Raw genomic sequence first — 23344 nt, 5'->3', positions numbered from 1 at the left:
TAGTTCAATTATACACAGTCACCTAACAAAGAATCAATCACTTCTTTCACGGTTTCTATTTTTTCTGCTTTCCACACGTCCGCTCCGCAGAACAGAAGCGCCTCACCAATCTCACCTTTTGCCGCTTTGATCAGCGCTTCCGTGATACAGTATGGCACTTCCGCCGGGTTACAGTTTTTCAGACACCCAAGACATCTCTTAGGCTTCACCCTCTCTCCTGCCATCACATGACTGATAAATGGATTCTTAATTGCCCTCCCCGGCATTCCAACCGGACTTTTCACCAGAATGACATCCTCCTTCTCCGCATTCAGATAACTCTGCTTGTAACTGAGATCCGCATCGCACTCCCAGGTCGTGACAAATCTTGTTGCCACCTGGACTGCATCTGCTCCTAATGAAAAGGCATGCTCTGCCGCATCTTTATCCGAAATTCCTCCGGCTACTGCCACCGGGATATGCACCTGATATTTTTGGGCGTACTTTCTGACCACTGCCATGATCCTCTCGATTTCATCATCATAGCTTTCCTGTGTGTAAGTTTCCAGCTGCTCCCGGTCAAACCCCAGATGTCCTCCGGCTTTCGGTCCCTCGATCACAACCAGGTCTGCGGTCCTGGAAAATTTTTTATCCCAGTATTTTAAAATAACTTTCGCTGATTTTTCGGTCGATACGATCGGAGCAATCTTGGTACTGCTGCCCTCCACAAGTCCTGGCAGCTCGATCGGAAGCCCTGCCCCGGATACGATCAGATCTGCTCCGGCGTCCACTGCTGCTTTCACATGCTCGTCATAATCCTTCAGCGCAACCATGATATTAAATCCGATCACGCCATCCGTAGCCGTCTCTCTTGCTCTTTGGAATTCAGATCCGATTGCACGGATATTTGCCGCCCTTGTATTCGTTTCAAAATCCGGTTCACGAAATCCGATCTGTGCGGTTGAGATGATCCCGACTCCGCCTTCCTTTGCAACCGCTCCGGCAAGCTGTCCAAGGCTCACACCGACTCCCATTCCCCCTTGAATGACCGGTCTTTTTACTTTCAAATCACCAATCACAAGTTCCGGTAATCCTTCCATTTTTCTTCTCCTCTTTCTACTACATCCTGCGGAATCTGTCATACCGCTTTTCAGTAAGTTCTTCCTTTGTCATTGCTCCATATTTTTTCAAAAAAATGCAGATATAATCATCCATCGGATCTGTCACTTCTGTAAATGTTTCCAGATTGAAGTCTTCCGGCTCCGGAATCACCCGTTCTACGATACCGGCTTTCAGGAGCTGATCAGCTGTCAGCTTCATCACACCTGCCGCCTCTTTTGCACGGCTGCTGTCCTTCCACAGGATACTTGCAAATCCTTCCGGCGAAAGAATGGAGTAAATCGAATTTTCAAGAAGCCACACTTCATCTGAAGTTGCCATCGCAAGGGCTCCTCCGCTTCCACCTTCTCCGATCACAACTGACAGGATCGGAACCTGAAGATTTGACATTTCAAATAAATTCCTTGCGATTGCCTCACCTTGTCCTCTCTCTTCTGCTTCCAGCCCGCAGAACGCTCCCGGCGTATCTACAAAACAGATGACCGGACGGTTAAATTTCTCTGCCTGTTTCATCAGCCGAAGGGCTTTGCGGTATCCGTCCGGTGACGGCATCCCAAAGTTACGCTCGATATTTTCCTTTGTCGTGCGCCCCTTTGCCTGTGCAATTACAGTCACCGGCATTCCGTGAAATCTTGCAATCCCGCCAATGATCGCCTTATCATCCTGGTAATAACGGTCTCCATGAAATTCCATAAAATCTGTAAATAATTCTTCAATGTACTCCGCACCGACCGGACGAGCCTTGTCTCTGGATAACTGCACCCGTTCCCATGGTGTCAGATTCTTCTGTACCGCCTGTGTTTCCTTTTCTTCTACTTCCGGCAAATCGTATGCTCCCTGCTTATGCATTGCTACAATTTCTGCCAGTGTCTCCCTGAGACGCGGACGCTCCACAATCTGATCCACAAATCCGTGCTCCTGAAGGAATTCTGCCCTCTGGAATCCCTTCGGAAGCTTCTGCCCTATGGTCTGTTCAATCACACGCGGACCTGCAAAACCGATCAGTGCCCCCGGCTCGGCAAGAATGATATCTCCGAGCATGGCAAAACTTGCCGTTACCCCACCGGTTGTCGGATCGGTCAGCACGCTTACATATAAACAGCCTGCATCATGGTGTCTTTTCAGTGCCGCTGAAGTCTTTGCCATCTGCATCAGAGAGTGGATCCCCTCCTGCATTCTGGCGCCTCCTGAACAGGCAAATATAATAATCGGAAGTTTCTCACCGGTTGCCTTTTCTACTGCACGGGTAATCTTTTCGCCAACCACTTTTCCCATGCTCGCCATCATAAACCGCCCGTCACAGACTGCAAGAACTACTTCATTTCCCGCGATCATTGCTTTTCCGGTTACAACCGCCTCATCAAGCCCGGTCTTTTCCTGTAGTGCTTCTACCTTTTCTTCATAGCCTTTATAATGCAGCGGATTTCCCGAAGTAAGTCCCTTGTCCCACTCTTCAAAGGTGCCGGCATCTGCTACCATTTCAATCCGGCGCATCGCATGCACACGGAAATAATTCTGACATTTTGGACAGATATAATATCCCTTCTTCACATCCTCTGTCAGAATGGCAGATTTGCAAACGTTACATTTTTTCAGAAGTCCCTCCGGAACCTCCGGTGCCATATGGACAGGCTTTCCTTCGCCAAGAGATATATACCCTCTTCTGCTTGTTTTCTTGAACATATTTGACAGTTTCAAATTGCTTTACCTCCGCTTTTGTAGAGCTAACCTTGCCGATTCTTTGCTTCTCTTTCGGCAATAAATTCAATATCAAAATCTCCTGCCTGATACTTTGGATCATGCAAAATATCATATTGATAATCCACATTAGTATCAATGCCTTCTATAATTACCTCACCAAGTGCACTCTGCATCTTCCGGATCGCCTCGGTACGGTTCTTTGCAAATACGATCAGCTTTGCCAGCATATTGTCATAATATGGCGGTACGGTGTATCCACTGTAAATTGCTGAATCAATCCGCACACCCTTTCCTCCCGGAAGGTACATATCGGTGATCGTTCCCGGACACGGGCGGAAATTCTTTTCCGGATTTTCCGCATTGATCCTGCACTCAATGGCATGACCGGTCAGCTTTACATCCTCCTGCGTAAAGGAAAGCTGCTGGCCGTCTGCGATCCGGATCTGTTCCTTGATCAGATCGATCCCTGTCACCCATTCTGTGACCGGATGCTCCACCTGGATTCTGGTATTCATTTCCATAAAATAAAAATTCCCGCTCTTTTCCAGCAGAAATTCAATGGTTCCTGCATTTTCGTAATGCGCTGCCTTTGCCGCTTTTACCGCTGCTTCGCCCATTCTCCGGCGAAGCTCATCCGAAATCACGGCACATGGAGATTCTTCAATCATCTTCTGATGATTTCTCTGCACCGAACAGTCACGTTCTCCTAAATGCACCACATTTCCATACTTATCCGCCATGATCTGAAATTCGATATGCTTCGGATGCTGCACAAAATGCTCGATGTACATAGTGTCATCCCCAAAAGCTGCCTTGGTCTCTTTCTGCGCGGTATTAAATGCCATGTCAAATCCGGCTTCATTTTCCGCCACACGCATCCCTTTTCCGCCTCCGCCGAGAGCCGCCTTTACGATTACCGGATAGCCGATCTCTCTTGCAACTTCTTTTCCTTTTGACGCATCATAAATCGCTTCCCGGCTTCCCGGAATGATCGGAACCCCGGCATTTGCCATGGTATTTCTCGCCTCGGATTTATTTCCAAGCCTGCTGATCACTTTCGAATCCGGTCCAATAAAAATGATGTTGCACTTCTCACAAAGCTCTGCAAATTTCGTATTTTCAGAAAGGAAACCAAATCCCGGATGGATCGCATCTGCTCCCGACACGATGGTCGCGCTGATGATCTGCTCCATATTCAGATAGCTTTCCGAAGATGGTGCAGGTCCGATACAGATTGCTTCGTCTGCAAGCTGTGTATGCAATGCTTCTTTATCTGCTTCCGAATAAACTGCAACCGTCTCGATCCCCATTTCCCGGCAGGCACGGATGATCCGCACTGCGATCTCTCCACGGTTTGCGATCAGTACTTTCTTAATCATCTGTTTCCGCCTTCCCTATCATCAAAGACAGCTCTGACTTTACTGCAACTTCTCCATCCACTGATGCAACAGCTTCTCCGATTACCAGTGGTCCCTTCTGACGGATAATTCTTGCTTCCAGTTTTAATTTGTCACCCGGAACAACTTTTCTGCGGAACTTACAGTTCTTAATCCCACCAAAATAGCCGAGCTTTCCTTTATTTTCTTCCTGCATCAGAACCGCTACTGCACCGACCTGCGCCAGTGCTTCAATGATCAGCACTCCCGGCATCACCGGCTCCTGTGGGAAATGTCCGGCAAAAAAGTCCTCTCTGTAAGTCACACATTTATAGCCAACCGCATATTCTCCCGGCTCGTAATCTTCGATATAATCTACCAGCAAAAACGGATGTCTGTGCGGAATGATTTTCTGAATTTCCTTGATTCCCAAATGTTTCATGCTTTTCGCCCTCCATCCAGCTACACGATTCGGAATAATGGCTGTCCGTATTCCACAGTTTCTCCATTTTTCACGAGTACTTCCGATACCACACCGTCAAAATCACACTCAATATCATTCATCAGTTTCATCGCCTCTACGATGGCAACCGTCTGTCCTTTTGCCACATGATCGCCAACTGCCACAAATGGTGCTGCCTCTTCCGACGGTGCTGCGTAAAAGGTTCCAACCAGAGGGGATTTGATCAGCTGCCCTTCTGCTTCTTTTCCTTTTTCCGGTCCATCCTCCGGCTTCAGTACTGATGCTGCATTGCTCTGCGCTCCTGGCACGTTTTGTACTGTCGCCATCTGTGCTGCGCCTGTACTGACAACCATCTGTTCTTTTTCTTTCTGTATTTTCAATTTCACACCGTTTTCTTCATACTGAAATCCTGTCAGGTCCGAATCCGAAACGGTCTGAATCAGTTTTACCAGATTTTCTAATTCCATCCTTCTACCTCTATCCTTCATACTTCTTCAAAAGAAGGGTTGCATTGTGTCCGCCAAATCCAAGGGAATTGGTAAGAGCACATTTGATCTCTTTTTCGACCGGTGCCCCGACAGCATAATTCAGATCACATTCTTCATCACATTCTTTTGTTCCGACTGTCTGATGAATAAATCCGTCCTGAATGGATTTTACGGTAACGATACATTCTACTGCACCAGCTGCGCCCAGAAGATGACCGATCATGGATTTCGTTGAATTCACAACCACATCCTTTGCCGCATCGCCGAATGCTTTCTTGATCGCATAGGTTTCAAACAGATCATTGTGGTGCGTGCTGGTTCCGTGTGCGTTAATGTACTGCACTTCTTCCGGCGTCACGCTGCCCTCTTCCATCGCAAGCTCCATCGCCTTTGCCGCACCGCTTCCGTCTTCTGCAGGGGAAGTGATATGATAAGCATCTCCGGTTGCCCCGTAACCTGCAAGCTCTGCGTAAATCTTTGCGCCTCTTGCTCTCGCATGCTCCAGCTCTTCCAGAACTACCACGCCGGCTCCTTCTCCAAGAACAAATCCACTTCTGTCTTTATCAAATGGAATCGATGCACGCAGTGGATCTTCACTGGTAGTAAGTGCGGTAAGTGCGGTAAATCCGGCAATCCCTGTCGGACAGATACAGCTTTCCGTACCACCTGCAAACATTACATCCGCATCTCCGTACTGAATGGCACGAAGCGCATCCCCGATACAATTGGTTCCCGTCGCACATGCAGTAACGACATTCGTGCACTTTCCTTTAAGCCCAAGCTGGATCGATACATTTCCGGCTGCCATATTGGAAATCATCATCGGAACCATCAGTGGTGCTACCCTTCCCGGTCCCTTTTCCAGAATCGTCGTGTACTGCTTCTCGATCTGCTGCAGACTTCCGATTCCCGAACCGATGATCACGCCACAACGGTATGGATCCTCTTTTTCAATTTCAAATCCCGCATCCGCGCACGCTTCCTTCGCCGCTGCAACTGCGTACTGTGAAAATGTCTCCATTCTCTTCGATGCCTTGAAATCCATCCGTTCTTTCGCAACAAAGTCCTTGACCTCCGCTGCGATCTTCACTTTATATTCGGTTGTATCAAATTTTGTGATCGGACCGATTCCTACGGTTCCATTTTTGATACCGTTCCAGAATTCTTCTACTGTATTACCAATCGGGGTGATCGCTCCAAGCCCCGTAATAACAACTCTGCGCTTCATATTGCCTCCTTTTGTGGAAAATGCGGGAAATGTAGGTTGTGTTCGGCTCTGCACAAATATTCCTGTCGGCATTCAAGTTGTGCAAACCATTCCGATGAGCCTCCGAAACCAAGGATTATGTCAGCAAAGGCTTCCATAATCCTTTGAGTCTCCTCTCCATTGCACAAAATAGAATGCCGACAGGAATATTTGTGCAGAGCCGGACTCAAGTCTACTGGCTAAAACGCGTTTTCCACGAAACGTTTTCGGTGTGTTGTTGACTGTTCCACTTTTTGATAAAATTTATCATTTTGTATGTATTTTTAGGTGAATTCTTTAGGTTAATGATCTTATTCAATCAAATCCCTTCAATGCTAATTAAAACCAATTTCTTCCCCCTGCAATTCTCTATTGGTATATTGAACTACTTCACGGATGTAAAATGGTTTTCTCGATAAAGTTGAATGACAAATTGTACAAAAGATGTCATTCAAATTCATTTTTCGAGCAATGGAGATGAGACTCAAAGGATTGTGGAAGCCTTTGCTGACACAATCCTTGGTTTCAGAGGCTCATCGGAATGGTTTGCGAGTCTGAATTTGAAGGACATCTTTTGTACAATTTGTCCCTCAACCTTCTCTGCAACCACTTTTACATCACCATCCCCCCATCGACCTGCAGCACCTGCCCGGTAATGTATGCTGCGCTGTCAGACGCCAGAAACGCCACCGCCTTTGCAACATCTTCCGGCTGTCCCATTCTGGCAAGAGGGATCTGACCTCTCATTTCTTCTTTGAGCTTATCGGAAAGAACTTCTGTCATCTCCGTTTCAATGAAGCCCGGTGCAACCGCATTGACCGTGATCCCGCGGGATGCCAGTTCTTTTGCCGCAGATTTGGTCATTCCGATAATTCCTGCTTTTGATGCAGCATAGTTTACCTGACCGGCATTTCCGCTGATTCCAACTACGGATGCCAGATTGATGATTCTTCCGCTTCTCTGCTTCATCATCTGTCTGGATGCAAAACGGATGCAATGAAAAGTTCCTTTCAGATTGACATCAATGACATCGGAGAAATCTTCTTCACTCATACGCATCAGCAGACCATCCTTTGTGATCCCTGCATTATTTACCAGAATATCGATTCTTCCAAACTGCTCGATCACTGCTTTTATAAATGCTTCACAGCCCTCGTAATCTGCTACATTGCACTGCATACACTGGGCACATCCACCCTTTTCTATGATTTCATGTTTCACTTCATCTGCTTTTACTTCAGAACCATTGTAATTGATCACAACTGTTGCTCCCTGTGCAGCAAGCTCCTTAGCAATTGCCTTTCCAATTCCACGGGATGCGCCGGTAACCACCGCGATCTGCCCTTCCAAATTTTCTCTGTCTGTCATATGCTTTTCCTCTCCATTGCCTGTTTTTTACACCAGTTCAGCAATTACTTTTTCCATATCTTCCCAGGTTTCGATATTGTATACTTTGACACCTTTGTCGATGCGCCGCATAAATCCGGCGAGTGTTTTTCCCGGTCCGATTTCTACGAAAGTGTCCACACCATCTGCAATCATAGTTCTCACACTTTCTTCCCATCGTACCGGTGAAGAAATCTGTTTTGCAAGAAGTGCCTTCGTTTCTTTGATATCCGTCACATATTTCGCCGTAACATTCGTCACATAAGGAATGGTAAGCGGTTCAAAAGTGCGTTTTTCCATTTCTTTTGCCAGCTCTTCCCCTGCGCCCTCCAGCATCTTCGAGTGGAACGGACCACTTACATTTAACAGAACTGCCCTTTTTGCTCCGGCTTCTTTTAAAGCTTCCGCTGCCTGTCCGACTGCCTCTGTTTTCCCGGTAATCACAATCTGTCCCGGACAGTTATAATTCGCTACAGACGCCCCGGGAATTTTCCCGGTCACTTCCGCAACGGTGTCTCCATCCAGTCCCAGGATTGCCGCCATGGCTCCTTCACCTGCCGGAACGGTATTCTGCATCAGAATCCCTCTTTTTCTCACAAGAGAAATGGCGTCCTTCGGCTGCATGCCTCCCGCTGCGCTGATTGCACAGTACTCTCCAAGGCTGAGCCCGGCTGTCACATCCGGTGTAAGACCTCTTTTTTCAATCTCGGCTGTCATGGCAAGACAGGCTGTTACCATTGCCGCCTGTGTATATTCAGTCTGATCCAGCTGGTCATTTTCTTCAAAGCAAAGCTGTTGCATATCTATTCCAAGCTCAGCTGTTGCTGTATCAAAAATTGCTTTTGCCAGACTGCTTTTTTCATAAAAATCTTTTCCCATACCACATTTCTGTGCACCCTGTCCCGGGAAAATGAATGCTGTTTTATTCATAAAATCCTTTGCCTCCGATCAGTGCATCCGTTTCATTTACCAGCTTCCGGATCAGGTCCTTGCAGCTCATAATCTCTTTGACCATTGCCGCACTCTGTCCTGCCATTACGCTTCCGTTTGTCACATCTCCATCTACAACGGCCTTTCTTAAGCCTCCAAGTGTAAGATGTTCAAGTTCTTCAAAGGATGCACCGTTTTTCTCAAGGTCCAGATATTTTTTCGTCATTTGGTTGCGAAGTGCTCTCACCGGATGTCCGGTGCTTCTTCCGGTTACTCTGGAATCAATGTCCTTCGCTTTGATGATCGCGTTTTTATAGTTTTCATGTACGATGGATTCTTCTGTTGCAACAAAATGGGTTCCCATCTGTACGGCTTTTGCTCCCAGCATAAATGCTGCCGCAATTCCTCTTCCATCTGCAATTCCTCCCGCTGCGATCACCGGGATCTTTACTGCGTCTACAATCTGTGGAACCAGCACCATTGTTGTATTTTCTCCGATGTGTCCGCCGGATTCACATCCTTCGGCAACCACTGCATCAGCCCCACACCGCTCCATTCTTCTTGCAAATGCAACAGATGCAACTACCGGAATTACTTTAATTCCTGCTTCTTTCCACATTTTCATATATTTTTCCGGGCTTCCGGCGCCTGTCGTTACAACCTTTACGCCTTCTTCCGCCACTACCTTTGCTACATCCTCTGCATAAGGACTCATCAGCATGATATTTACTCCAAATGGTTTATCAGTCAGCTTTTTTGCCTCTCTGATCTGTTCACGTACCCACTCAGCCGGGGCGCTTGCAGCCCCGATGAGCCCAAGCCCGCCGGCATTTGATACGCCGGCCGCAAGATGATACTCAGCAACCCAGGCCATTCCGCCCTGGATGATCGGATACTCGATTCCAAGTAATTCGGTTACTTCTGTTTTCATATTACAACCTCTTTCTGTATGCGTTTTTTGTGATGCTTATTTTTTCAGTCCTTCGATGTAGGTTACGACACTTCCGATTGTCTTGAGATCACCGATTGCTTCGGTGTCGATCTCCACACCAAATTCATCTTCAAATGTCATGACCATATCCATCAGATCGAGGGAATCTGCTCCGAGGGATTCAAAGGTTGTCTCTGCTGTGAGATCTGCTGCGTTTACGTCAAGTCCTTCTGCTACGATTTCTTTTACTTTTTCTAACATGATTTTTGTCTCCTTATTGTTGATTGATTTTATGTTTACCACTCTATGAGTGTGGCTCCCCAGGTAAGGCCGGCGCCGAAGCCGCAGAGGACGATTTTCTGTCCTTTTTGCAGACAGCCGGTTTTGTTTAGTTCATCCAGGAGGATCGGGATGCTGGCTGATGAGGTGTTGCCGTATTCTTCGATGTTGACCGGAAATTTTGTTATGTCTGTTTTCATTCGTTTGGCTACGGATTCGATGATCCGCAAGTTTGCCTGATGCAGAACGAAAAGATCAATATCTTTCTCGGTCAGATCTGCTTTTTGCAGAAGTTCTCCGATGACTTCCGGTACTTTTTTTACGGCAAATTTGAAAACTGCCTGTCCATCCATGGATACATAAGTCTGTTTTTCATTTTCTTTTTCCTGCCAGTTTTTCTGCTGGCGGCTTTCACAGGCGAGTACCTGTCCTTTTGCTCCGTCGGAATGTGTGACGGATGGAAGGATTTCTCCTTCTTCTGCCCGGATCACAGCAGCTCCTGCCCCGTCACCGAAGAGAATGCAGCTTCCTCTGTCCTGCCAGTTAACAATTCCGGATAGTGTCTCACTTCCGATTACCAGAATGTTCCTGTACATTCCGGCACTTATGTAGGCCTGTGCGGTATTATAGGCATATACGAAACCGCTGCATGCCGCACTGATATCAAAACAGGTCGCATTTACCGCGCCAAGCTCTTTCTGGACCTCACAGGCGGTGCTTGGAATCACGGTGTTTGGTGTGATTGTGGATACCAGGATCAGATCCAGATCGTCTGCATTTAACTTTGCATCCGCAAGTGCATTTCTTGCTGCTTTTACTGCCATACTGACTGTTGTATCTTCTTCTGCAATGTGTCTGCGCACGATGCCGGTACGTTCCCGGATCCATTCATCATTTGTCTCCACCATTTTTGACAGGTCATTGTTGTCATAGTAATGCTCCGGTACATAGGAACCGGTACCGCATATCCTTCCTCTCATGGTTGTTCTCTCCATTTGTTTTGTTTTAAAATCATTTTAGTTTAAAATACTTTTATATTCAAACTATTTGATAATATAACATAGTTGGATCGGTTTTGCAAGAGGAAATTTTTTTGTTTGACGCGAGGGGCAAATTAATGGAAAAGAAGAGTTCCGGTTCTCTTCTTTTCCATTCATCTGCCATTCAAATCGGTACAAAAATGACGTGCTTTAGTCTCTGTATTTTCTGTTCTGAGTACAAAAAATCCTGCGGTTTTGCCAATTCAAAATCGCAGGATTTTTCTTATTCTGTAACTTCCTGATATGCCTCTTTCGTCTGTTCTCCACTCCGGCGGATCCCTGCAAACAAAGATCCGGATATATTATGCCATACACTGAAGATCGCCCCCGGAAGGGTTGCCAGTGGATTTGCCGCGAAATTGGCAGTCGCAAGGGAGATTGCAAGTCCACTGTTCTGCATTCCGACTTCGATAGCAATAGCAGTTGCCTTATCGTACTCAATATGTAAAATTTTCGCTGCACCGAGTCCGATTCCCATTCCGCAGAGATTGTGAAGCATCACAACTCCGAGAACCAGAAGTCCGCAGCTCAAGATTTTTTCTGCATTAACAGCTACGATTCCGCTGATGATCATTACGATCGATACAACCGAGATCAGTGGCAGAACCTCTGATATTTTCTGGATCTGTTTTCCCCAGACCCAGTTGATCAGAATTCCCAGAAGTACCGGAACCAGAACAACCTTTACTACAGAAATTACCATTGCCCAGAAGGATACTTCTACCCAGGCTCCGGCGAGTACATACACCAGAAGTGGTGTTACAATCGGTGCCGCAAGAGTTGATGTGATCGTCATTCCGACAGAAAGCGCCACATCACCTCCGGCAATATAGGTGATCACATTGCTTGCCGTTCCGCCCGGACAGCAACCAACCAGGATCACGCCAAGTGCCAGATCTGTCGGCAGCTGCATCAGCTGACACAGGAGCCACGCGATCACCGGCATGATCGTGTACTGTGCGACGAATCCGATCAGGATTTCTTTTGGTCTGGAAAAGACTCTTTTGAAATCGTCCATCTTAATCGTAAGCCCCATCCCGAACATGGCTACTCCAAGAAATACAGAAGTGTAGCTCGTTGTCCAGGCAAATCCATCACGCCAGAAAAACGCCACTACGGAAAAACAGATAATAATGACCCCGATATATTTTGTAAGAAAAGAGCTGACTTTTCCTACTTTTTTCATTCTGTTTTCCATAGGCTATACCTCATAGCTGAAATTGTCGATCAGCCTTGTCTTTCCGATATAGACTGCCATGGCAACCAGAACATCTTTTTCCACGCTATCGACCGGCTGCATATCCAGTGCATCTACCATGGATACATAGTCGATCTTTGCAAGCGGCTCTGCTTCGATCACTGCGCGCATCTTTGACAGGACTTCTTCTGCCTTAATTCCCTTGCAGATCGCCTCCTGACCGGTTTTAACGGCTCTTGAAAGGCACAGTGCAGCCTTTCTCTCTTCTGCGCTTAAATAGGTATTTCTGGACGATTTGGCAAGTCCGTCTTCCTCACGGATGATCGGGCAGCCTACGATCTGGATATCAAAATTCAGATCCAGCACCATCTTGCGGATGATTGCAAGCTGCTGTGCATCCTTCTGTCCAAAATAAGCTCTGTCCGGTGCTACAATATTGAATAATTTGGAAACAACCGTACATACCCCTTTAAAATGAATTGGTCTTGTCTTGCCACAAAGGGTATCAGATAACGTATCAATACTTACGTAAGCATGTGGATCATGATACATATCCTTCGGTTCCGGATGGAAGATCAGATCTGCTCCAAGGCTCTCGCAAAGCTCGCTGTCACGTTTAAAATCTCTCGGATATGCTTCCAGATCTTCTGTCGGTCCAAACTGAGTCGGATTTACAAAATCGGATACCACAACGATATCATTTTCCTCACGGCATCTCCTTATCAGGCTTGCGTGCCCTTCATGTAAGAATCCCATGGTCGGTACAAGACCTACGGTTTTCCCTTCTTTTTTCCAATTTTTAACTAATTTTCTTGTCTCCTCGACTGTTGTTGTTACCTGCATGATAATTCTCCTCTTTAAAAAATTCGGAGATAGCCTCTTGTTCTGAATTCAACAAATTTCATTTTTGGTTTTACCTTAGCCTACGGATTGCTACGCACTTTGTGCTCCCGCAATCTAATTATGCCATATCTTTCAGCAAACCATGTTTTTCATAGTTTGTCACACGGCTGATCTTATTCTCATCATCCACGAAAACAACTTTTGGTTTATGTTCTTTTGCTTCTTCTGCATCATAATTTGCATAACACATGATAATTACCTTATCACCTGTACTTACACATCTTGCCGCAGCGCCATTTAAGCAGATCATTCCGCTTCCACGCTTACCACAGATCGTATAAGTTTCAAATCGGCTTCCGTTATTCACGTCCACAATCTGAACTTTCTCATATTCCATAATTCCTGCTGCATCCAGCAGATCTTCATCGACCGTAATACTTCCCACGTAATCTAATTCTGCCTGTACTACCGTAGCACGATGAATCTTTCCTTTTAACATCTCAACTGTCATGTCTTACTCCTTTTTCTGTCCGGAAATACAAAAATAAGCATAAATATAGAGTGCAGCCACGCTTTTCTTCCTTAACAAAAAGCTATTATATGAAAAAAAGCATTGTCAAGGCATACTTCTCCCTGCAAATGCTTCTGCTGTTCTTCGTATTCCCTGAGTCTTATTTTACCTCTTAATAAATATAAGCTCCTTCTCCGCCAATTTCTGCCGGAAACGATTTCGATATGAAATTGTTGTGATTCAGTCAGAGTATAGTTTTGTAGTTTCCAAATACTACCTCCGCGGATATTATTGCACCTTGACAAGAGATTGTCAATCCGATGTTCTCATGTATTTAATTCAAGACATCTGTGCGGAAGATGGGGCGCAACTCGTCCGGTGGACGAGTGCTTTGCGCTGACCGTAGCGGAGCGAAGACCTGAACCCTGGGTTCAGGGATCGCTTCGGTACAATAAAAGAAAACCTTAAGCAAATCATCCGAGGTTTCTTTTATTATGCGGAAGATGGGGCGCAACTCGTCCGGTGGACGAGTGCTCTGCGCCGACCGTAGCGGAGCGAAGACCTGAACCCTGGGTTCAGGGATCGCTTCGGTACAATAAAAGAAAACCTCAGGTGAATCACCTGAGGTTTCTTTTATTATGCGGAAGATGGGACTTGAACCCACACGCCCTTGCGAGCACTAGAACCTGAATCTAGCTCGTCTGCCATTCCGACACTTCCGCGTCAACAAAAAGAATCTTATCACATACCAATCGGTTTGGCAAGTGTTTTTTTATATTTTTTTTGACTTTTTTTACATTTCATTAAATTACATCAATTATTTTGACTGCAATTCGCCGCATCAATCGTAATTACAAGAAGAAGTCCCAGTAATTCATCTGTCGGATTTGCAAAATCCAGCACATAAGTATCTCCCCAATGAAGTAATTCTTTTGTAATATGTACCACAGGACTGCATGCTTCATAGATATCATAGTTCCATCCCATGAAGTCCCCCTCTACATGCCACCCGTTAAAATCCACATCATACTTTGGTCTGAATAATGTAAAACGCTTTTCAATCCGTCCAAGTGTCTGTCCATTCACTTCAATTTCAAACACCGGAAGTAAGGACAGAACTTTTTCTTTTATCAATCCAAGTTCGTTCCCTGCCATATCATATACATGCAGCCGGTGTCCGATCGACAGAAACTCTGCTTTTACAAAATATTTTGCATTTCCATTTTCATCATACACATCATAAGAATCTGTCCACGAAAAGACTCTCTGCCTGATCAGTAATTTCATACCCTTCTCCTATTCCGGAAATTCAAATTTCCTCAATTCACAGTTCTTAATTCCAAACGCCGCAAACTCTTCGTTCGTCATATCATAAAAATACGACTGGATCACTCTGGAAATCCCATTGTGTGCAACCAGCAGATACACCTTGTCATCCGCCTCTTCCCGGATATCATCCAGAAGATTGTAAATCCTCTGGCACAAATGCAGCATGGTCTCGCCACCTTCAAAATGACTGATAAAATTCTGTTTTGCCTTTTTGAATTCCTCACCATTTCTCGGTGTAGATTCATATTTTCCAAAATTCTGCTCCTTCAGGCGCATCTCCTCACGCATCGGAATCCCTGTCATTTCCGAAATATGACGTGCCGTCTCTTTCGCACGTACCAGCGGCGAATACAGAATCTCATCGATCTTCACGCCCTCTTCTTTTATCTTTTTCCCAAGCTCCATTGCCTGCTGATGTCCGAGTTCTGTCAGTTCGATATCGGTCGCGCCACAGATTTTATTTTCCACATTCCATACAGTCTGTCCATGTCTTGCAAAATAAAAATATCCCATTATTTTCTCTCCCAGTATTCTTTATTAGCCGAACATTTCCGGACAACTCCCTCCGGTAATCGTTCGTAGTTTCTTCCAAGCTGGTATGCCAGATAACGAACAATGCTGCGTGTCAGCACTTCGCCCAGGTATTCCTCCATATGATTCTGTCTAAGCAGCGCCGAGGTTACACGTACCAGCCGCACTCCTTCTTTACCCAGTTTTGTATTTTCGATCATCTCCGGATGCTCTGCGTGTGCAACCCCAATGTCAAAGTTGCGTTTCCAGAGCCCGTGCAAATCATCGTTCCGGTAATAAATCACTTCAGCTTCCGGCGCATAAACTGCCTGCCAGCCCTTTTCCAGAAGTCTTCTCGCCGCAAGCATATCCTCTCCGGCAATCATCCGTTTTCCAAAACCTTCTGTCTCCAGATATGCTCTTCTTCGGTATGCCGCACAGACATTGGAATTAAAAAATGTCCGGATCCCAAGCTTTCCGGCATCTTCCAGAGACTTTGTCATGCCTTTCGGCGGATAGTTAAACTGTCTCACACAGCACTCGATCGGACTGCATTCCTCATCTGTCATATGCCGTCCATACACGACCGCCGTCCTCTCCTCTTTAAATGGTTCCGTCAGCTTCTCTATCAGATACCGGTTCTGCGGTATCGCCGTCTGTACCATGAAAATCACAATATCCGAATCCAGCTCCCGCAGGATCGTATCTCTGCTTCCTGCCCGGTCATATTCCTCCCTTGGCGTATATCTGACCTCGATCCTTTCATCCATATAAACTTCGGGAATTTCCCTGTCTACCGGGTTCTCATAAAGTACATTCAGTAATATACGATCCGGCATCACACTCTGTCTTAATAATCTTTCGATACACATTTTCAGTCTTCCATCCGGACGGAAGACCGGAATTACAATCACTATGTTCACATCATCATCTCATTTCTTTTTTTCACTAATCAGTATATACAAAATTCTTTTCTGAATCAATCCCAACCTATTCCCTGTTAATAAAAAAGACAGTTCCCATAAAAGAACCGTCTTTCTCATCAGCTCAGCACTGCACTTTCTTCTTTTTTCTTCTTATCCATCGCGGAAAGTTCCTTAAGCTCCCTCACCATGAAATATCCGCAGACGATTGCTGCTGCCGCATCTGCAATTGGTCCTGCATACATAACCCCGTCAATTCCCATAAACAATGGGAAAATTACAATCAGCGGGAGTAAAAAGATAATCTGCCTTGTCAGGGACATAAACACACCCAGCTGAGACTTCCCGATGGAGTTGAAAAAGTTTGATGTGACCGGCTGAATTCCATTTACGATCGTAAGGAACATATAGATCCGGAAATACCGCTCTGAAAACTTGAAATACAGTTCACTTCCTGATCCAAATACACTGATGATCTGTCTCGGGAATACTTGGAAACAGAAGAATGCAATTCCTGAAAGAACGGTTGCGGTTCCAAGTGCAAGCAGGTAGCTTTTCCGCACCCGGTCATATTTTTCTGCGCCATAGTTGAATCCGATGATTGGCTGGATTCCCTGGGAAATTCCAATAACGAACGACATGAAGATCATATTTACCTTGGTAATGATCCCCGCACATGCAAGCGGAATATCACCGCCATACACAGACTGCGCACCGTAATGTGCCAGGGTATTATTCAGCACGATCTGCACGATCGTCATCGCGATCTGGTTAAAGCACGCACTCGCACCGAATTTGAAAATATTCCGGATATATCTGCCAGTCATATGAAAGCTGTCTTTTGTGAGTCGGATCGTTTTAAAATGGAACATATACCGCAAACTGATACAAAAAGAAACAATCTGTCCGATGATCGTCGCAAGTGCTGCCCCACGCATTCCCATATGCAGACCGAAAATAAAAATCGGGTCAAGGACCGTATTGACAATAGCGCCTGCCAGCATGGATGTCATCGAATACCGCGGACTTCCATCCGCAAGAATCAGCTTACTCATTCCTGTATTTGCGATCAGAAACGGAAAGCCAATCGCCGTGATCCGTGTATATTCCTGTGCATATGGAAGTACTTCTGATGTTGCCCCAAAAAATTTCAGCATTGGAGTTAAAAATAACGTAGTCACCGCAAAAAGTGCGATTCCAAAGATCACCATCAGACAAATCCCGTTCCCCGCATATTCTGCAGACTCTTTTTCTTCTCCGGCACCAAGCTTCAAAGAAAAATTGGTCGCACTGCCGATTCCAAGCAACAGAGAAATCGCCGTACAGGAAGTGGAAAGCGGAAATGCAATATTCGTTGCCGCATTTCCAAGCATTCCCACACCCTGACCAATGAAAATCTGGTCTACAATATTATAAAGAGCTGTCACCAGCATAGAAATAATACACGGAATCGCAAATCCGACCAGTAGTTTTGATTCCTTTTCATATCCAAGCGGATTGTCCTGCTCATCTACTGTATTTGTCTTTTTATCTCTCACCTTTATAACCTCCTCCAGATGTTCATAAATAAATGCCGCTGTCTCACTTAGCTTCATTGTTCCATTTATCCGCTCCGCAGCTTCTCCTCTTGGAACAAGTACAAATTCCTCTATTACCTGACGCATTACAAAATTCTGCGTTTTTTATACTTCTATTCCCTCATCTACAATTTACATCTGTTTTCTGACGACTCTATATTCATCTCCAGATCTGTAGTAAGGACACTGATAATGCTGATCCGTCAGAAACCGCATCATCTCATCCTCATCCAGGTCTCTGTCACACGTGTAACATTCATATTCATCATCGTAAATATAAAATGTACAGGTGTCACAACAGCTCGCTGTATTTGCCATAACCTGCCTCCTGTTATTTCTTTTCCTGTTCAAAAATCGGGATCAGCTACAGGTGTCCTTCTTTAAAACAGGTTCCATCTTAGTTCATTCCTTTTTCTCCCACCGGCTTCGCCCAGTTGACAATCAGGATTCCGATGGAAACCAGCACCAGCGCAATCAGGTCTTTCATTCCGAATACATTTCCCTCACGCAAAATAATCGCTGAAAGGATCACCCCGAATACCGGATTTGTAAATCCAAAAATCGATACCTTGGATACCGGATTGTATTTCAAAAGGATCCCCCACAGCGTATATGCAACTGCAGAAATCAGTGCCATATAGATCAGAAGAATCATTGCCGGCATACTTGCCGTATGGATTCTTCCACCCATCAAGAATCCGATCAGAATCATCACGAGCCCGCCTGCTGTAAACTGATATCCGCTTAACATCACCGGATCAGATTTGTCCGAATACTTCTTGATCAGTACAGAAGATAATGCATAAGCGATCGCAGAGATAAAAATAAATCCATCTCCGGTCAGATTAAAGCTCATATCCACATTGCTTCCGCTCAGATTGATCAGAACCACCCCTGCAAATCCGACGATACATCCGATCACTTTTTTCTGATCCAGTTTCTCCTGATGAAAGATCAGGCTTGAAACAAGGATTGCAAGAAATACATTGGATGCCTCAACGATCGATCCTTTGACTCCGGTCGTATGTGCAAGTCCCACATAAAAGAAAAAATACTGGATCACCGTCTGTAAAAGACAGATTTTGCCGATTCTCGGAAGATCTCCCTTCCCCGGTTTCAGAAAACGCCCCTGCAGGATTGATCCAAACAGAATAACCATAATTCCTGCGATCGTAAAACGGCAGCCTGCAAACAGGATCTGTGCGGCAGTATCGGCTGAATCAATCTGAAACAGCCGGTATCCAACCTTAATGCAGGGAAATGCACTTCCCCATAATGCACAGCAGACCATTGCCAGAAGACATACCACCCAGGTTTTCTTCATTGTAGTCTCTTTTAACTTTATCATCTCATTCTATCCATTTCTTACGCAAGAAGTTCATCTGCAAGTTCTTCCATTGCAGTTACATCTGCGTCTTTCATTGTAGATTTGATCGTAACCGTCTTTTCGCAGAGTGTGATCTTCTTCATTTTCTCTACATAGCTCTTCATCACACGTGCTGCTGTCGGAGCCCAGGAACCATTCTCGATAATTGCGATCTTACGGTTCTGGTAGTTTTTATTGGTCAGTTTGTTCAAGAATGTCTCCATGCATGGGAACACACTTGCATCATAAGAAGCTGCTGCAAGAACCAGCTTGTCATAGCGGAATGCATCCTCGATCGCTTCTGCCATATCATCTCTTGAAAGGTCGGTAATTGCTACCTTCTTTGCACCTTTATCTTCCAGGATCTCTTTCATCTTCTCTGCTGCTTCCTTTGTATTGCCATGGATCGATGCATAAGCAACCAGTACCCCGTCATCTTCCGGTTCATAGCTGCTCCATGTCATATATTTTCCAATATAGTATCCCAGATCTTCCTTCAGGATCGGTCCGTGAAGCGGGCAGATTGTCTGAATGTCCAGAGTCGCTGCTTTTTTCAGAAGAGCCTGTACCTGTGCACCGTATTTTCCTACAATATTGAAATAGTATCTTCTTGCTTCACATGCCCAGTCTTCATCTGCATCCAGAGCACCGAATTTTCCAAATCCGTCTGCCGAGAACAGAATCTTCTCAGACTTTTCGTATTCGACCATAACCTCCGGCCAGTGAACCATCGGAGCCATAAAGAACTGAAGGGTATGACTTCCGAGGGAAAGCTCTTCGCCTTCTTTTACCGCAACTGCACGGTCTGTCAGATCTGCAATTTCAAAGAACTGTGGAAGCATTGCAATAGCTTTTGCACTTGCCACGATCTTTGCTTCCGGGTATTTGTCTGCAAATTCTTTGATACTTCCGGCATGATCCGGTTCCAGATGAGATACGACCAGATAATCCGGTGTTCTTCCATCCAGTACTCTCTCCAGATTCTCTTTCCATTCATCTGTCTTTCTTGTATCAATGGTATCCATAACAGCGATCTTCTCATCCAGGATCACATAAGAGTTATAAGATACTCCGTTCGGAATGATGTACTGGCTCTCGAAAAGATCCAGATCCTTATCATCAGCTCCGATATATTTTACTGCATCTGAAATTACTACGTCTTTCATGTTAGTTCCTCCTTGTAATTGGTGATTGAAAATATGTTGGGGCAAAAGGTATTTTGACCCCTTTGATACCAGATTGCTACGTGCTTTGCATTCTCGCAATCCTCAAAGTATACTCCGGCACGTAGTGCCTTTTATTTAACAGGAAGTTCCTTCGGAATCTTCTGTTAAATAAGAAAGCTGGAAATATTACATTCCAGCCCTCTTAATTTCCACTCTTAATAATACTATGGAAATAACACACTTTCAATAAAAAAAGCGTTTAATTTTTTCATATCTGTTCTCATTTTTTACGTTAACCGGCACACACCATCTGTTCCTGCTCGTAAATGTGAAACGGCGCATCAATCGGATTTTTCATATCCCAGAGATAATATCCACCCTCTTTATAATACACCGGAAGAGTCTCGCATCGTTTTACACTCCGGATCAGTTCCTGTACCGAACGGATCTCTCTTGGAAAATACGTTGCATAAAGTCCCAGCTTCTCCGGCACATGGCAATCACTTGATCCAACTGTTGCAAGTCCAAGCTCAGCCGCATATTCTGCCGCCTTTCGATTTGCCTCGTAAAGCGTGCTGCCGTTCAGCACTTCGATTCCATCAAGTCCCTTTACAATCTTCAGGTTCTCTTCCAGTCCCCTGTTATTATTGCGGAATGGATGGGCACTGAAACACATCCCCCCCTGTGCCTGTACCAGATCTACAAACTCCTGTGCCGGGATTCTCTCTTTGGGATAATCCTCAATTCCAAATGCTACAATGTCTCCCTGCAGGGAATAAAATTCAATTCCGACAAAAATCGGAAATCCTGTTTTCTCCGAATACTCTGCCGCAAATTCCTTCAGTCCCATACTGTCATGATCCGTAATACAGATTCCATCAAGTCCTCTGCGCTTTGCGATCTCTACCATATTCTCCAATCTTAAAAAGCTGTCCCCCGAATAACGCATCTCATGCATATGCATATCAATTATCATCTGGCATAACCTCCTGTTAAAATGCCTTTTCATTTCTCTTTTCTTCATTTTAACATGTTGTTTTACAAAAAAATAATTGATAATTTACATGCAGAAATTCAATTATAGGGTTTTCCGATAAACACTCTATTGCTCAAATACCTGCATAAGACACGCACAAAGTCCGTCCCACGAAATCTGCTCCAGATACTCCTTCTCCGGCTTTGATCCAGGAGCTTTTGCGATCCCTTCGATGGCCCCGGCAAGTTTCTTTTCAAATACCGGAAGTTCTTCTTCCACAGGTTCATCTTCATTCACTCTTCTTGGCGGCTCTACAAAAACCACACCATTATCCGGAAGATTCTGATCGATCCAGTTCCTGATCCCCGGAAGATCTGTACAGATCACATAGGTACCACATGCCAGCGCCTCAATGATCACAAGCGGAAGACCTTCATAAAAAGAAGGCAGTACAAAGACATCACTCCGATTCATCTTCTTCGCCAGCTCCTGCTGTGTGATCTTCCCGGCAAAGGTAACTGCAAACGGACACTTTTCGGCAAGCTCCCGGATCTCCTGATACTCGCCCTCATCTCCGGCGCCTCCTGCCAGTTCCAGAGAAATAACAAGACCGGAATCCTTCAGATAATTCAGCGAACGGATCAGACTTTTCACACCCTTTTTCTCTGAGATCTTTCCGGCAAAGATTAATCTCAGCTCTTTTTCTTCTCCCTGTAAAGCCCCCGTCTCCTGCCGGAATATATTCTGCCGGAAAACATCACTGTTATAGCCGGTTCCGATCACCCGTACCTTCTCTCTGATCTGCTCCCCATAAATTCCACAAATCATCTCTTTCTGCTCTTCATGCAATGCAAAAATCCCATCCAGCGCAGGAATTCTCTGTAAAATATATTCCCGGTTCTGTTCTGTCTTGCGGATCTGCCGCAGGTCGGATCCATGGGATACTCCATATACCTTTTTATCAGGAAACAGTTCTCTTACGATTGCTGTAAGGAGATACAGATGGTGACACAGGATCACATCCGGATCCAGCTCCTCTACTGCTTTTTTCAGTACCTCGCCAAATGCTTTCCGGAACGTTTCCGTCATCTCCTCTGTCAGGTCTGAATACCTGGTACTCGGATACGGCATCTCGTCCGACATTCCCGTGATCGGATACGGTAACTGTTCCGATTCAAAATATACCGGATAAAAGCTTACCCCCTCCGGAAGACATACCTGATCAGCTTTTGTAACTCCCGCGATCACTGACTGGGTGATTCCCTTTTTTTCAAATCCTCTGACCAGTTCCGTCAGATAGATGCCGCTTCCGGTACTGTCCGGCTTCTGGGCTGTGACACTTAATATTTTCATTCTTTCGTCCCTCTTACTTTGTTAAAATTTCCCTGTTATATGTATTTATTGTCGTAATGTGATCAATAAAAGCGGTACTCACCGTTTATCATTTATCCATACTTTTTTTCTCCGGTTTCTTTTTCACCTGTTTTTGAGGATTGCGAGAGTGCAAAGCACGTAGCAATCTGGTATCAAAGGAGTCAAAATACCTTTTGCCCCCAACCTCTTCATATGATTATATTAACATATAGTTGGAATCTGTAAAAGAGACGATCTCGATCCGGATATTTTCAACAGAGAAATCTGAATACTGCTTCTTCTTTTCTTCTTCTTCGTGCGAGTGCGCATCTCCGGCACGCAGTGCCTTTTTTCATAGGAAGTTCCTTCGGAAGTTCCTATAAAAAAAAGAAACCTTTTTGGGTAAAGGTTCCTCTATTACTTCTATATATAATTGGTTTTGTTATATTTAACTAAATGCGGATGACAGGACTTGAACCTGCACCTCGTAGAGACTAGATCCTAAGTCTAGCGCGTCTGCCAGTTCCGCCACATCCGCATTTTTTTAGTCCCACAGAAGACCATGGGACTAAATGAGTGAGCGTGCGGGGATTCGAACCCCGGACAACTTGATTAAAAGTCAAGTGCTCTACCACCTGAGCTACACGCCCGTAA

Annotated in this window: 22 protein-coding genes, 3 tRNA genes and 1 pseudogene; all 26 read right to left on the bottom strand. The window is 45.2% G+C overall.

Annotated features, from left to right (window positions below):
• Positions 1–8: 8 nt before the first annotated feature.
• The 26 genes and pseudogenes from G4407_RS00760 to G4407_RS00635 all read right to left on the bottom strand — a co-directional run bounded on the left by G4407_RS00760 (position 9) and on the right by G4407_RS00635 (position 23340).
• On the bottom strand, positions 9–1079 hold the full coding sequence (locus G4407_RS00760; RefSeq protein ID WP_173687369.1) for an NAD(P)H-dependent flavin oxidoreductase: 1071 nt from the start codon (positions 1077–1079) through the stop codon (positions 9–11).
• A gap of 19 nt (positions 1080–1098) precedes the next feature.
• Positions 1099–2796: an acetyl-CoA carboxylase carboxyltransferase subunit alpha gene (locus G4407_RS00755; RefSeq protein WP_173687368.1), complete on the bottom strand. Its 1698-nt coding sequence runs from the start codon at positions 2794–2796 to the stop codon at positions 1099–1101.
• Between the two features lie 26 nt (positions 2797–2822).
• Positions 2823–4178 carry an acetyl-CoA carboxylase biotin carboxylase subunit gene (locus tag G4407_RS00750; RefSeq protein ID WP_173687367.1) on the bottom strand — a complete coding sequence of 452 codons (1356 nt, stop codon included), beginning with the start codon at positions 4176–4178 and terminating at the stop codon, positions 2823–2825.
• On the bottom strand, positions 4171–4617 hold the full coding sequence (fabZ, locus tag G4407_RS00745; protein ID WP_173687366.1) for a 3-hydroxyacyl-ACP dehydratase FabZ: 447 nt from the start codon (positions 4615–4617) through the stop codon (positions 4171–4173). The genes G4407_RS00750 and fabZ overlap by 8 nt, the downstream gene beginning before the upstream one ends.
• A gap of 20 nt (positions 4618–4637) precedes the next feature.
• Positions 4638–5105, bottom strand: a complete 468-nt coding sequence (gene accB / locus G4407_RS00740; protein ID WP_173687365.1) for an acetyl-CoA carboxylase biotin carboxyl carrier protein — start codon at positions 5103–5105, stop codon at positions 4638–4640.
• Positions 5106–5115: 10 nt separating this feature from the next.
• Complete coding sequence (gene fabF, locus G4407_RS00735; RefSeq protein ID WP_173687364.1) at positions 5116–6354, bottom strand: beta-ketoacyl-ACP synthase II; 1239 nt, start codon at positions 6352–6354, stop codon at positions 5116–5118.
• A gap of 630 nt (positions 6355–6984) precedes the next feature.
• A complete protein-coding gene (gene fabG / locus G4407_RS00730) occupies positions 6985–7740 on the bottom strand; it encodes a 3-oxoacyl-[acyl-carrier-protein] reductase (RefSeq protein ID WP_173687363.1) in 756 nt (251 codons plus the stop codon).
• A 27-nt stretch (positions 7741–7767) separates the two neighbouring features.
• Positions 7768–8688 carry an ACP S-malonyltransferase gene (gene fabD, locus G4407_RS00725; protein ID WP_173687362.1) on the bottom strand — a complete coding sequence of 307 codons (921 nt, stop codon included), beginning with the start codon at positions 8686–8688 and terminating at the stop codon, positions 7768–7770.
• Positions 8681–9625: pseudogene (gene fabK / locus G4407_RS00720) on the bottom strand (enoyl-[acyl-carrier-protein] reductase FabK); the annotation flags it as partial. The pseudogene fabK and the gene fabD, both read right to left, overlap by 8 nt.
• 30 nt (positions 9626–9655) lie before the next feature.
• The gene (locus G4407_RS00715) at positions 9656–9880 is read right to left on the bottom strand and encodes an acyl carrier protein (protein WP_173687360.1); all 225 of its coding nucleotides are present in this window, start codon (positions 9878–9880) and stop codon (positions 9656–9658) included.
• 35 nt (positions 9881–9915) lie between these two features.
• Positions 9916–10878: a beta-ketoacyl-ACP synthase III gene (locus tag G4407_RS00710; protein WP_173687359.1), complete on the bottom strand. Its 963-nt coding sequence runs from the start codon at positions 10876–10878 to the stop codon at positions 9916–9918.
• Between the two features lie 283 nt (positions 10879–11161).
• Positions 11162–12136: a bile acid:sodium symporter family protein gene (locus G4407_RS00705; RefSeq protein ID WP_173687358.1), complete on the bottom strand. Its 975-nt coding sequence runs from the start codon at positions 12134–12136 to the stop codon at positions 11162–11164.
• Positions 12137–12139: 3 nt separating this feature from the next.
• Positions 12140–12979, bottom strand: coding sequence for a pantoate--beta-alanine ligase (panC, locus tag G4407_RS00700; protein WP_173687357.1), 840 nt, complete (start codon positions 12977–12979; stop codon positions 12140–12142).
• A gap of 118 nt (positions 12980–13097) precedes the next feature.
• A complete protein-coding gene (gene panD / locus G4407_RS00695) occupies positions 13098–13490 on the bottom strand; it encodes an aspartate 1-decarboxylase (RefSeq protein ID WP_173687356.1) in 393 nt (130 codons plus the stop codon).
• Between the two features lie 639 nt (positions 13491–14129).
• Positions 14130–14212: transfer RNA gene (locus tag G4407_RS00690), tRNA-Leu, on the bottom strand.
• Between the two features lie 91 nt (positions 14213–14303).
• Entirely contained in the window at positions 14304–14777 is a 474-nt protein-coding gene (locus G4407_RS00685) for an LURP-one-related/scramblase family protein (protein WP_173687355.1), read from the bottom strand.
• A gap of 9 nt (positions 14778–14786) precedes the next feature.
• On the bottom strand, positions 14787–15332 hold the full coding sequence (locus G4407_RS00680; protein WP_055261755.1) for a histidine phosphatase family protein: 546 nt from the start codon (positions 15330–15332) through the stop codon (positions 14787–14789).
• Entirely contained in the window at positions 15332–16252 is a 921-nt protein-coding gene (locus G4407_RS00675) for a glycosyltransferase (protein WP_173687354.1), read from the bottom strand. The genes G4407_RS00680 and G4407_RS00675 overlap by 1 nt, the downstream gene beginning before the upstream one ends.
• Before the next feature lie 119 nt (positions 16253–16371).
• Positions 16372–17916 carry an MATE family efflux transporter gene (locus tag G4407_RS00670; RefSeq protein WP_243868732.1) on the bottom strand — a complete coding sequence of 515 codons (1545 nt, stop codon included), beginning with the start codon at positions 17914–17916 and terminating at the stop codon, positions 16372–16374.
• A gap of 45 nt (positions 17917–17961) precedes the next feature.
• A complete protein-coding gene (locus G4407_RS00665) occupies positions 17962–18147 on the bottom strand; it encodes a DUF6472 family protein (RefSeq protein ID WP_008372704.1) in 186 nt (61 codons plus the stop codon).
• 79 nt (positions 18148–18226) lie between these two features.
• Positions 18227–19153, bottom strand: a complete 927-nt coding sequence (locus tag G4407_RS00660) for a DMT family transporter (RefSeq protein ID WP_330585902.1) — start codon at positions 19151–19153, stop codon at positions 18227–18229.
• 41 nt (positions 19154–19194) lie between these two features.
• The gene (locus G4407_RS00655) at positions 19195–20361 is read right to left on the bottom strand and encodes an FprA family A-type flavoprotein (protein WP_173687352.1); all 1167 of its coding nucleotides are present in this window, start codon (positions 20359–20361) and stop codon (positions 19195–19197) included.
• Between the two features lie 292 nt (positions 20362–20653).
• A complete protein-coding gene (locus tag G4407_RS00650) occupies positions 20654–21337 on the bottom strand; it encodes a PHP domain-containing protein (RefSeq protein WP_022220161.1) in 684 nt (227 codons plus the stop codon).
• A 126-nt stretch (positions 21338–21463) separates the two neighbouring features.
• Positions 21464–22690: a glycosyltransferase family 4 protein gene (locus G4407_RS00645; RefSeq protein WP_173687351.1), complete on the bottom strand. Its 1227-nt coding sequence runs from the start codon at positions 22688–22690 to the stop codon at positions 21464–21466.
• 457 nt (positions 22691–23147) lie between these two features.
• Positions 23148–23228: transfer RNA gene (locus G4407_RS00640), tRNA-Leu, on the bottom strand.
• A 39-nt stretch (positions 23229–23267) separates the two neighbouring features.
• A tRNA-Lys gene (locus G4407_RS00635) sits at positions 23268–23340 on the bottom strand.
• Between the last annotated feature and the right edge of the window lie 4 nt (positions 23341–23344).

Source organism: Allocoprococcus comes (assembly GCF_013300725.1).
GTDB classification, from domain to species: domain Bacteria; phylum Bacillota; class Clostridia; order Lachnospirales; family Lachnospiraceae; genus Allocoprococcus; species Allocoprococcus comes_A.
The sequence above is the reverse complement of the archived record's forward strand: the minus strand, read 5'-3'. Positions and strand labels throughout refer to the sequence as shown.

Excerpts from the sequence above, each read along its gene's own strand:
- G4407_RS00670 (WP_243868732.1), bottom strand. The coding sequence starts at position 17,916 with ATGCGTCAGGTAATAGAGGAATTTGTACTTGTTCCAAGAGGAGAAGCT.
- G4407_RS00710 (WP_173687359.1), bottom strand. The coding sequence starts at position 10,878 with ATGAGAGGAAGGATATGCGGTACCGGTTCCTATGTACCGGAGCATTAC.
- G4407_RS00665 (WP_008372704.1), bottom strand. The coding sequence starts at position 18,147 with ATGGCAAATACAGCGAGCTGTTGTGACACCTGTACATTTTATATTTAC.
- accB (WP_173687365.1), bottom strand. The coding sequence starts at position 5,105 with ATGGAATTAGAAAATCTGGTAAAACTGATTCAGACCGTTTCGGATTCG.
- fabZ (WP_173687366.1), bottom strand. The coding sequence starts at position 4,617 with ATGAAACATTTGGGAATCAAGGAAATTCAGAAAATCATTCCGCACAGA.
- G4407_RS00715 (WP_173687360.1), bottom strand. The coding sequence starts at position 9,880 with ATGTTAGAAAAAGTAAAAGAAATCGTAGCAGAAGGACTTGACGTAAAC.
- G4407_RS00680 (WP_055261755.1), bottom strand. The coding sequence starts at position 15,332 with ATGGGATATTTTTATTTTGCAAGACATGGACAGACTGTATGGAATGTG.
- fabG (WP_173687363.1), bottom strand. The coding sequence starts at position 7,740 with ATGACAGACAGAGAAAATTTGGAAGGGCAGATCGCGGTGGTTACCGGC.
- fabD (WP_173687362.1), bottom strand. The coding sequence starts at position 8,688 with ATGAATAAAACAGCATTCATTTTCCCGGGACAGGGTGCACAGAAATGT.
- panD (WP_173687356.1), bottom strand. The coding sequence starts at position 13,490 with ATGACAGTTGAGATGTTAAAAGGAAAGATTCATCGTGCTACGGTAGTA.
- fabF (WP_173687364.1), bottom strand. The coding sequence starts at position 6,354 with ATGAAGCGCAGAGTTGTTATTACGGGGCTTGGAGCGATCACCCCGATT.
- G4407_RS00660 (WP_330585902.1), bottom strand. The coding sequence starts at position 19,153 with ATGAAGAAAACCTGGGTGGTATGTCTTCTGGCAATGGTCTGCTGTGCA.
- G4407_RS00760 (WP_173687369.1), bottom strand. The coding sequence starts at position 1,079 with ATGGAAGGATTACCGGAACTTGTGATTGGTGATTTGAAAGTAAAAAGA.
- G4407_RS00750 (WP_173687367.1), bottom strand. The coding sequence starts at position 4,178 with ATGATTAAGAAAGTACTGATCGCAAACCGTGGAGAGATCGCAGTGCGG.
- G4407_RS00650 (WP_022220161.1), bottom strand. The coding sequence starts at position 21,337 with ATGATAATTGATATGCATATGCATGAGATGCGTTATTCGGGGGACAGC.
- G4407_RS00685 (WP_173687355.1), bottom strand. The coding sequence starts at position 14,777 with ATGAAATTACTGATCAGGCAGAGAGTCTTTTCGTGGACAGATTCTTAT.
- panC (WP_173687357.1), bottom strand. The coding sequence starts at position 12,979 with ATGCAGGTAACAACAACAGTCGAGGAGACAAGAAAATTAGTTAAAAAT.
- G4407_RS00655 (WP_173687352.1), bottom strand. The coding sequence starts at position 20,361 with ATGAAAGACGTAGTAATTTCAGATGCAGTAAAATATATCGGAGCTGAT.
- G4407_RS00705 (WP_173687358.1), bottom strand. The coding sequence starts at position 12,136 with ATGGAAAACAGAATGAAAAAAGTAGGAAAAGTCAGCTCTTTTCTTACA.
- G4407_RS00645 (WP_173687351.1), bottom strand. The coding sequence starts at position 22,690 with ATGAAAATATTAAGTGTCACAGCCCAGAAGCCGGACAGTACCGGAAGC.